We start from the raw sequence: 9,181 nt of genomic DNA on the forward strand, positions 1-9,181 counted from the left end.
GTGTCATTTGCTCTATAGGAGGCCTTTCTTTATTTCTAATTTATAAGATAATGATTCTTAGAATTTTTCTTTCATACAAACCTAGAGGATAGTAATCACTATAAGAAAGAACGTTGCCCTCATCAGAGAGTGTGACTAGAACATTACCGAGGTGGTTGTTTAGTTCGTAGAAGCGTGTGTTTAAGCTTAGTGCATTTTCTGATGCCGACGAAGGCCTAAACTCTCCCAAACGACTACTACCATAGATAGGTAATTCAGCCACAAATAATGGATGAATGGTTTGTCCTGATTCTAAGGTAGTATCTGACATTACCGCCATGGTATTACCACTAGCATCTCGAAGATACAAAGTATTTACTACAAAATTACTATTCCTATCGGAATCATAGTAGGATACCTTCTTGGTAATACGATTGCCACTTCCGTCATAGCGATAGGTTGATGTTATTATCGGTGTTGATGGACTTGCTTTAAATGAGTCATTGGGTTCTAAGAAATCGCAGTTCACTTTAAGTATAACTTTCAAGCACTAGCTAAAACCTAGTGCATTATTATTGATTTTGTATGTATAATGCACTATATTTAAAGAACCATGTAAAATGCACTGTTTTATGTGGTTTTTTACAATTTTCAGCAGTTTTATTCGTAATACAATATACATACACTTTTTGAGTCAAAATGAGAGTTTACGCCTACCTTCGAGCTTCCACCAAAGACCAAGATGCCAACAGAGCCAAAGCATCATTATTACAATTTGGAAGAAAACTGAAATTGAAAGTTTCGGGTTGGTTCATAGAAAATGAATCGGGTGCCAAACTTCAGCGACCAGAACTTTTTAGACTGTTGGATTTGGCAGAACCAGGAGATGCCATTCTTATCGAGCAGATCGACAGAATTACAAGACTTTCAGAAGACGATTGGCAGAAGCTAAAATCAATCATCTTGGAAAATCAATTAAAGGTGATTTCTATGGACCTTCCTACTTCTCACACTTTCGTAAAAACAGAAGATGAGTTTCAGCTCAGAGTGATGTCTGCTGTCAATGGAATGATGTTGGATATTTTGGCAGCAACGGCTCGAAAGGATTACCTTGACCGTAAACGTAGACAAGCTGAAGGAGTACAAAAAGCGAAAGCCGAAGGGAAGTACAAAGGCAGACCTGAGAACTTAGAACTGCAAGAAAAAATCCGAGAGCTTCTTGAAATGAACAAGACCTACTCTCAGATTCAAAATATCTTGGGATGCTCTAGGCATACGATTAGTAAGGTGAGGAAGAAAGATATTGTCTAAGTTCTTACTTAATGAAAGAGTGTCAACTTTAAATTACTTCTTTAAAATTACCTCCATGTAATGTTGTCAAATATGAAGAAGAGAGTGTATTACAAACTGTATATACTCTTAATCCATGTGATGTGAGTAATTCAAGTTTTACTTACTCCAATTATCTTAATACTTATTTGTTTGACCTTTTTTATTAGCTTTTAAAAGATTATTAATCCTATCATATTCCTTTTTTAATTTTTTATTTTCAGGGTCAATTCGAAGGTTCATTTTTAATTTTTTATGTAATCTTTGTAGCTCCATTTTTTTAGAAACTTTGGACCATCCGTTTTGCTAAATGTCTTTTTTGTATTTTTCATAATTCCATATAAAAAACATCCTAATAAAAACTCTACCTTAATCTAAAATTAAGGTGCAGTATCAATAGTGTCCTAAACGTTTTCATTTCCCAAAAAAATGCACGTTTAAGCTATTATTATTGTATAAAATCATTCAATATTAAAATAAATCCCCCTGCACATATATTGAGCTAGGTTTCGGTGGGTCTTCAAACGGTCGATCTAACCATTTTTGGAGTTCAATTTTGACAAATAAATTTAGCCTTATAAATGCAATCAAGTTAGAAAGTCTCCATTCAAATTTTCCTATTGATTTGAGGTACTTTAAAATCAAAATAGTAATCAAAGCAGTCCAAATCTGAATCATTACAGCATTTTCACTTGTTCCGATAAAAGATTTGATATGGAGGAGTTGTTTAATTTCTCGAAAAAAGATTTCAACCTGCCACCTGCTCTTATAAAGCTCACTTATTGTGTTTGCTGTCCAATTCACAAAAGCTATGTTTATAACCATTAGAATATTGTATTAAATCAATTGGGTTGCGAAGTTAATATTAAAAATCTTAAGAAAAAGGTAATAGTTTCAAACAGTTAAATAGACTATTAGTCCATAATAAAAACTCACTTCTTATTAATCTATATGTTAATTAGAAGTGAGTTTTCTTATTTCAAATTATGAATATTAAAGTTTATAATTCTTGCTTGAAACTTTCACCTAGAAAAGATATTGTTGCTTCAGAATTTCTAACTTTAAATAAACCTCTTCGGATATTTCTTGGTGTTTTTAGGAATACTAAAGATCCCATTAGTTCACCTTTTACCTCATTATATTCTTTATTCGGAATATACATACATTTCCTTTTTTTAGATGGGTTATAAAAAATATGTTCATCATGATATGATACAAAAAAGTCGACATTCATGTAATCAACACTAGATGAAGAAGCATATGCTCCCACTGCTTGATCTAAAACCGTATTATTATTTTTAGTTGCATATTCATAAGCTTCTTGTTTGGCATAATCTCTAAGATTATTTACTGCTGCTCCTACTAAATAACTTGCGAATGCACTACTTGCTTTTCTAGTTGTAGGGTGTGGATTTTTGAAATGATACCATCCATTATTTTCATTTAATACTTCTACATATTCATTTTCAAATCGAATAAATTTTTGTTCATCTTCAAGTCCTGGTCGAATAACAATTTCTTCTAAAGATCCATCGTTTTTATAAGTCTTTTTCTGTCCATCAGACAACACAATTTCTACCTCTTTTGCAAACCACATTTTTTTTGCAAATCGAAGTGTAATATTACCATCTAATCGTTTTCCCTCTTTTGTAATTAGAAATCCATTATCAGTTAATACCTCTCCTTTTAATTTACTAATTGTAGTAATTTGTATATCTGTGTTTCCTAAATCCTGCTTTACATCAGAAATAGAATTATCAATTTTATAAAGATTTACAATACCATTTTCAGCAAAGAAAAGAGCAGGGTACGTTCCATCCAATGCTTTAACTAAAGCGATTTCTCCACTCTTTTGCTGTCCATTCAACTTAAAACTACCTTTTTGAAAATTTGCTTTTTGATCGTTATGTAAAACAGTACCATAATTTGTTAGTATTGATACAGGACAATCTATTAATCCATATTCATCTACTTCTCCAGGTTTATAAACTGTTTTATTTCCTTCCTTAATTAGGATAAATTCTGTTTCATTGATTATCTCAACATTTGAGTTTACAATGTTTTCTCCGGTAATATTTTTAATGGTCAGTAATCCTTCAACCCTTCTCCCATCATTAAGGTTCAAATATCCTTTCTGCTTCTTTATATTAAATACAAAGTTTGGAAAATAAGTAACAGGTTCATGAATAAGTAAACCGTATTCTTCAATCACTTTATTAGAGTATGTTACACCTTTCTTTACACCAGGTTGTCTAACGATTACTTTATATACATATGGAGTGCTACTCTTTACGACAATCATTCCCTTATCAACTTTTCCGTCTTTAAGTTTCACATATCCATACTGTTCATTAGTTGTATAATAATATTGATTTGTAGAACTATAATTTTTATAATCCCATTTAGGATTAAGATCTTTTTTAATTCCATCAACATGTTCTACTTCATACCAATATTTTTCATAGGTATCGAACTCTTCCGGTGCTATATTTTGCTTAAAAAATTCAACGTCTCCTCCTCTTATAGTCTTAATTAATGAATTTTCACCTGTTGTAAAATATAAATCTCCATAATCGTCCATATCGGTTTTTGCTACCCAACCTTCCATTGGTTTATCTCCATTACTCATCACAATATAACCTTTATGAAACTTCTTGGTAGGATGTATACTTTCTAAGTAATATTTATCGGCTTGCTCTTTTTCAAATTCTGCTTTGGTTACTTTGAATGCATATTTCTTTACATCATTATAGTCAACAGTTAGTGCCTTCCCTTTTTTTCCTGATGTTAATGCATTCAATTCGACAACCTGATCACCTTTTTTAACTACTTGAATAAAATCATTAATGACATTACCATTGTTCATAGTAATTGCACCTTTTGCTGAAACTGATTTTATTTTAGAATTAAACGCTGATAAATAGGTACTTGACTTCCATTTTATAGCTGAAAATACACCTTCAAATTTTGGATCTTGGTATTCTTCTACTCCATAATTTTGTAGATTTTTCACCAAGAATTTATGCTTTTTATCGTTATGATCTTTGATGTAGATATACTTTACGACACCACCTATTTCATTTATTTGAATAGCACCTTTTATTTTCTTTCCGCTCTCAGTTGTAACATATCCATACGATCCTTCACCAACTCTTTTCGTTGCCATTCCTGAAAAAGCATTCCTTTCGGGAGTATGCCATCGAAACTTATCAGGTGTTTGATTTTTATTCTTTTTATCTAACCCATAAGAGGTTAAACTTCTAGTTTGAAAATAGTATTTCTTGCCATTGTCTGCCTTTAGAGTAACTTTTGCTATTTCTTCAAAAGTGGGACCTGAGATATTTATTTTTCCTTCAAGTCTATTGCCATCCAAAAGAACAACATATCCATTATCAGGAATTGTTCTAAAAGAGGAATCTTCTGGGATAAGACCATTTACAGCATATCTATAGCTAGATCTTTCTGATGTGTTTTGCTGTGCAAAAGCACTTGATAAAAAAAAAGTAGATATTAATAGTAAAGCAATGATTCTGTTCATAATATTTAGTAAGAGTTTGAATAGTATTATATAGTAGATTAATAGCAATTTATAAAAAAAAATCCTTTTCAAAAAACCATTATATGCTTATCCGCAATATTAACAGTATTGATGACCTAATGCAATTATTAGAGGTCCCTTCACGATTCCAACGACCAGGTATCATTCTTATCTGTAAATACATTATTTACAGATACTTATGTTATATATTTAACAGTTAGTAACATTTGTATATTTTTATAAAAATCCGTATAAATTTAACAAGAATAAAATCAGATGAATAGTTGGTTATAAGTAAAAAAAATAAAATAATATTCTGTATATATTAAATTTACTTTAAATCCCTAAAGCAGGAAAATTCATATTTAAGTGATATTCTCCAAAACGATTAATATGCTCCGTTCTGTAGGGAGATAGTTCCTTAAACACATCATTAGACTCAAGGCTACCATCCTTTATCATTTTATCCAAAATCTTCGACATTTGATAGGTATTATAAAGAATAATAGCATTCGTTACCAGGTGATTATACTTTATGATTTTCAACTGTTCATATCGTCTATTCTCACGGATTGTACTATTGCTTCCAAAACTAACCCACTTAGTAAAATGATTAAACTCTTCACTTTTAACAGTGCCTTGATGAATCTGTTTTCTTAATTCCAAGCTATCTAAATACTCCATCAAAAACTGAGTTCTTATTACCTTTCCTAACTCTTTAAAAGCAAGATAAAGCTTATTTCTTCTGCTTTTTCTTGTTAATTTTTTCATGATATGCGATGCCGTAATTTTCCCTTCCATAATGCTAATAGCTACCTTAAACATATCATCATAATGCCTTTGGATTAATGACCAATTAATCGTTTTGGTGAATAAAGTGTCGAGATTTTCTATTTTAAAATCCTTTTCTGGTTTATAAAAATTCAATTCTTTTAGAGAGCGAATACGCGGCATTAATTGTATTCCTAAAAGATACGATAAACCAAAAATAGCTTCATTTTGTGCATGCGTATCTCCATGGATTTTATGAGGTTGAATGTTGGAAGTATTGTTGATAATTCCATCTAAAACAAATACCGCTTCATATACTCCACAAGGAATGAAATGGCTAAAAAGGGCAATATAAGTGTCTGAGACATGATAATAACCAATACCCCCATACTTTCCATAACGGATATGGTACTCAGAAAAGAAGTTTTGAGAAAAGATATTCCAATGGGTACCATCTACTAAAACACTCTCTTTTTGTCCCCAAAAAGAAGGTAGTTCTAATTGATTAAATTTATTAATGATTTTTGTGTTTTCAGACGACAGCTTGGTTTCAGTTACATGCATTCTATTGAACCATGAAAGCTGATTTTGTGTGATAAACTTCAACGATTTTTCAGCTTGAGCAGGACCTAAATTACAACCGTACGAAAATAAGGTACTGAGTAGGTGTTGATCGTAATTATCTATTTTAGGATCATTTCCACTATGCAATCCTATATTTTCTGAAAATATAACTGATTTATTAACGGAGGTCAAAATATCTAAAATGGAAATTTGTTTTAGTTCTTTCTTTAATCGATGATCCACTTTTTTATAATCCGGATGTCGTTCTCTTTTTTCACTTTTTCGTATAACAAGTTGCTCATTTTCAAAGGTAATGTATCTATTATCATCAAAATTAACATCTGTAGTTTGAATAGAATGGGTTAACTCTTTCTTTAACTTTGCTATAAAATCTTCTTTCACTTTCGGAAAGTCTAACCGCTCATTATAGAGGTTTATTTTATTTTCATATTCCTTATTATCAATTAATTGTTCTCTATAATCATCGTATTCAAAACTACCTTTCACATATAAATCAAGCGATTTTAAAGACTTGGATAACTCATGAAATAAGGCAATTTCTAAAGAACTGCTATGTAATTTTTCAATAGGTTTCTGCCTGTTTGTAGTTCCTGTTATTAATGTTTTTACCTCTTCATTTATCCATTGGAGACCAATGGGCATTTGGTCTATAATCCATTCACGTTTCTTATTTCTATGCTCTTTGATAAATTTAAGACAGTTAATCAGAGATTGATTCGCAGTAGTCGAACGTATATCAAGCAAACTTATGCAATCAAAAATGAGTTTTCTTTTTCGCTTATAAATAGGCAATAAATAATAGTAGATATTCGATTTTGTAGCTGCAATATGTTTTCTACAAAGTGCTAAATTGCTTGTAAGCAGTCGGCCAACCCCATCTATCATTCCATCCATTTTCTAAATACTTTTGTGCTCATCAGATCATAAAACAAAAGGAAATATGTCAAAGCAAGAAATTATGTTTGCTCATATAGAGTCATGGGAATCCAGTACTATGTTGAAGTCTGCTTACTGTAGAAAACATAAACTTAGCCTACCAATATTCAATTATTGGCAGAATAAGAAATTAAAAATGGAAGCTTCGTTATCCACATCTACTGAAGCTCATAAGTCTCATTTTATCTCCGTAAAAGCAACGCCTGTAACGACTCCTTCTCCTATCATTATTGAATATCCCAATGGTGTCAAGATACATGTTACTGATATGAGTTTATTACCTTCACTAATCCAACTCATCTGATGGTATCCTTACGAAATACGGACCATATTTATCTGTATAGTGAGTTTACAGATATAAGAAAAGGGTTTAACGGCTTGAGTAATATTGTAATTTCACTCATGAAAATGAATGTTGTCAGTGGTGACATTTATGTATTCATCAACAGAAGCAAAGACAAAATTAAACTCTTACGTTTTGAAAGAGGAGGATTTGCACTGTATTACAAACGATTGGAAAGAGGCCGTTTCGAGCTTCCTTCAGGTTTTGGTCAAGAGCAAAATATCCATTTATCTTCTGCTCAAATAATGATGTTAATTGAAGGTATTTCTTTAGAAAAAAGAAGTCAAAAAGTGCGTTTTTAGTATCATTTTTGCTATAAATAAGAGGTGAGCAAAGATGAAAAAATAGTATCATTAGAACAAGAAAACGCCCACTTAAAAGCACAGGTGGCTATGTTTCAAAATATGCTTTTCGGAGCGAAATCCGAGAAGCGTAAATACACTGATATACCCAAAAATCAGTTGTCTATTTTTGAAGAGGAGAAAAAGGAAGAACCTATGTCTGAAACAACTGAAGTTACAGTTCCTGCTCATAAAAGAAAGAAGAAAAAGCCAGTTCGCACAGCTTTGCCAGACAATCTGGAGCGTGTAGAAGAAGTGATTGAACCTGATCATGATTTAAAAGGTTGGCGAAAAGTAGGTGAAGATATTACGGAGGTACTCGAGTGTGAACCGGCACGTTTGTATGTTCGAAGAATTATCAGACCTCGCTACGTCAAAGAACAGGAAAATGGCGATAACGTATTTAGTCAATCGACACTTCCATCTAATTTACCTTTTCCTAAGTCTATTGCATCGGCAAGTTTAGCCGCTCAGATGATCATCAGCAAATTTGTAGATCATATTCCAATCCACCGTTTTATCAAGCAGTTTGAAAGACAGGATGTCTATTTGAAAAATGCAACGCTGATCGATTTACAAAAGAAGGTGGCAGAAAAATTAACGCCTCTATTTGAGTTATTATCACAAAAAATAAGGCAAAGTAACTACCTTCAAATCGATGAATCAACCATTAAAGTAATGGGAACGGGTAAAAAAGGTGGAAGCTCACAAAGGATATATGTGGTATTACCTGGATCCAAAAGAGAAAATTCTCTCTATTCATTACGCAAATGGAAGAGGTAAGGAATATTTAAAAGATCACCTCGGAGACTTTAAAGGATATGCCCAAACAGATGGTTACAAAGCCTATGATTTTTTTGAGAAAACGACAACAATTACACCTTTAAATTGTTGGGCACACGCACGTCGATATTTTTTTAATGCCTATAAAGGTGGCTATAAGGATGCTTCCAAAATCGTAGATTTGGTTGCCAAACTTTATGAATTAGAGAAAACGTTTACTGCAGATACAATAGTAGAAGAAATACAGTCCCAAAGACAGAAATATGCTGTTCCTATTCTTGATACGCTCTTCGAATGGGCCAAAAAACAACCTATTTTACCCAAAACAGATATAGGAAAGGCAATTACTTATTTTTTAAATCATGAAAAAGGGTTACGAGAATATGTCAAAAATGGTGCATTACTCATCGATAATAACCCAATAGAAAATAAAATACGTCCACTAGCTATCGGTCGTAAAAACTATATGTTTGCAGGTAATGAACAAGGTGCTGCACAAATAGCAATGTTCTATTCCTTCTTTGCTACCGCAAAAATGCATGACATTGAACCTTATCAATGGTTGAAAAATACGCT

General features: G+C 32.1%; 9 protein-coding genes. 5 read left to right on the forward strand and 4 right to left on the reverse strand.

Features of this window, described 5'->3' with window-relative positions; all coding sequences use genetic code 11:
• Window positions 1-40 precede the first annotated feature (40 nt).
• Window positions 41-508 carry a hypothetical protein gene (locus ACXAHM_RS25575; RefSeq protein WP_474966901.1) on the reverse strand — a complete coding sequence of 156 codons (468 nt, stop codon included), beginning with the start codon at window positions 506-508 and terminating at the stop codon, window positions 41-43.
• A 170-nt stretch (window positions 509-678) separates the two neighbouring features.
• Here ACXAHM_RS25575 and ACXAHM_RS25580 point away from each other — a divergent pair, with 170 nt between their 5' ends.
• On the forward strand, window positions 679-1,290 hold the full coding sequence (locus tag ACXAHM_RS25580) for a recombinase family protein (protein ID WP_474966906.1): 612 nt from the start codon (window positions 679-681) through the stop codon (window positions 1,288-1,290).
• Window positions 1,291-1,779: 489 nt separating this feature from the next.
• On the opposite strand, the gene ACXAHM_RS25585 is transcribed toward ACXAHM_RS25580, so the two are convergent.
• The 3 genes from ACXAHM_RS25585 to ACXAHM_RS25595 form a co-directional block, all read right to left on the reverse strand.
• Window positions 1,780-2,112: a transposase gene (locus ACXAHM_RS25585; protein ID WP_474966909.1), complete on the reverse strand. Its 333-nt coding sequence runs from the start codon at window positions 2,110-2,112 to the stop codon at window positions 1,780-1,782.
• 196 nt (window positions 2,113-2,308) lie between these two features.
• Window positions 2,309-4,846 (reverse strand): hypothetical protein, encoded by a 2,538-nt coding sequence (locus ACXAHM_RS25590; protein WP_474966912.1) that lies wholly within the window; start codon window positions 4,844-4,846, stop codon window positions 2,309-2,311.
• Window positions 4,847-5,182: 336 nt separating this feature from the next.
• Window positions 5,183-7,096, reverse strand: a complete 1,914-nt coding sequence (locus ACXAHM_RS25595) for a transposase (protein ID WP_474966915.1) — start codon at window positions 7,094-7,096, stop codon at window positions 5,183-5,185.
• Between the two features lie 46 nt (window positions 7,097-7,142).
• On the opposite strand from ACXAHM_RS25595, the gene tnpA reads away from it, so the two are divergent.
• The 4 genes from tnpA to tnpC form a co-directional block, all read left to right on the forward strand.
• The gene (gene tnpA, locus ACXAHM_RS25600; protein WP_474966918.1) at window positions 7,143-7,442 is read left to right on the forward strand and encodes an IS66 family insertion sequence element accessory protein TnpA; all 300 of its coding nucleotides are present in this window, start codon (window positions 7,143-7,145) and stop codon (window positions 7,440-7,442) included.
• On the forward strand, window positions 7,442-7,783 hold the full coding sequence (tnpB, locus tag ACXAHM_RS25605) for an IS66 family insertion sequence element accessory protein TnpB (RefSeq protein WP_474966921.1): 342 nt from the start codon (window positions 7,442-7,444) through the stop codon (window positions 7,781-7,783). Before tnpA ends, tnpB begins: the two co-directional genes overlap by 1 nt.
• Window positions 7,784-7,807: 24 nt before the next feature.
• Window positions 7,808-8,605, forward strand: a complete 798-nt coding sequence (locus ACXAHM_RS25610) for a transposase (protein WP_474966923.1) — start codon at window positions 7,808-7,810, stop codon at window positions 8,603-8,605.
• On the forward strand, window positions 8,541-9,181 hold a 641-nt coding region (tnpC, locus tag ACXAHM_RS25615), incomplete at its 3' end, for an IS66 family transposase (RefSeq protein WP_474966925.1). The genes ACXAHM_RS25610 and tnpC, both read left to right, overlap by 65 nt.

This window comes from Flammeovirga sp. AWQ4_249, from assembly GCF_056161045.1.

What these genes read in the sequence shown, in the direction of transcription:
- ACXAHM_RS25580 (WP_474966906.1), top strand. Translation starts at nt 679, where the DNA reads ATGAGAGTTTACGCCTACCTTCGAGCTTCCACCAAAGACCAAGATGCC.
- ACXAHM_RS25590 (WP_474966912.1), bottom strand. Translation starts at nt 4,846, where the DNA reads ATGAACAGAATCATTGCTTTACTATTAATATCTACTTTTTTTTTATCA.
- ACXAHM_RS25595 (WP_474966915.1), bottom strand. Translation starts at nt 7,096, where the DNA reads ATGGATGGAATGATAGATGGGGTTGGCCGACTGCTTACAAGCAATTTA.
- tnpA (WP_474966918.1), top strand. Translation starts at nt 7,143, where the DNA reads ATGTCAAAGCAAGAAATTATGTTTGCTCATATAGAGTCATGGGAATCC.
- tnpB (WP_474966921.1), top strand. Translation starts at nt 7,442, where the DNA reads ATGGTATCCTTACGAAATACGGACCATATTTATCTGTATAGTGAGTTT.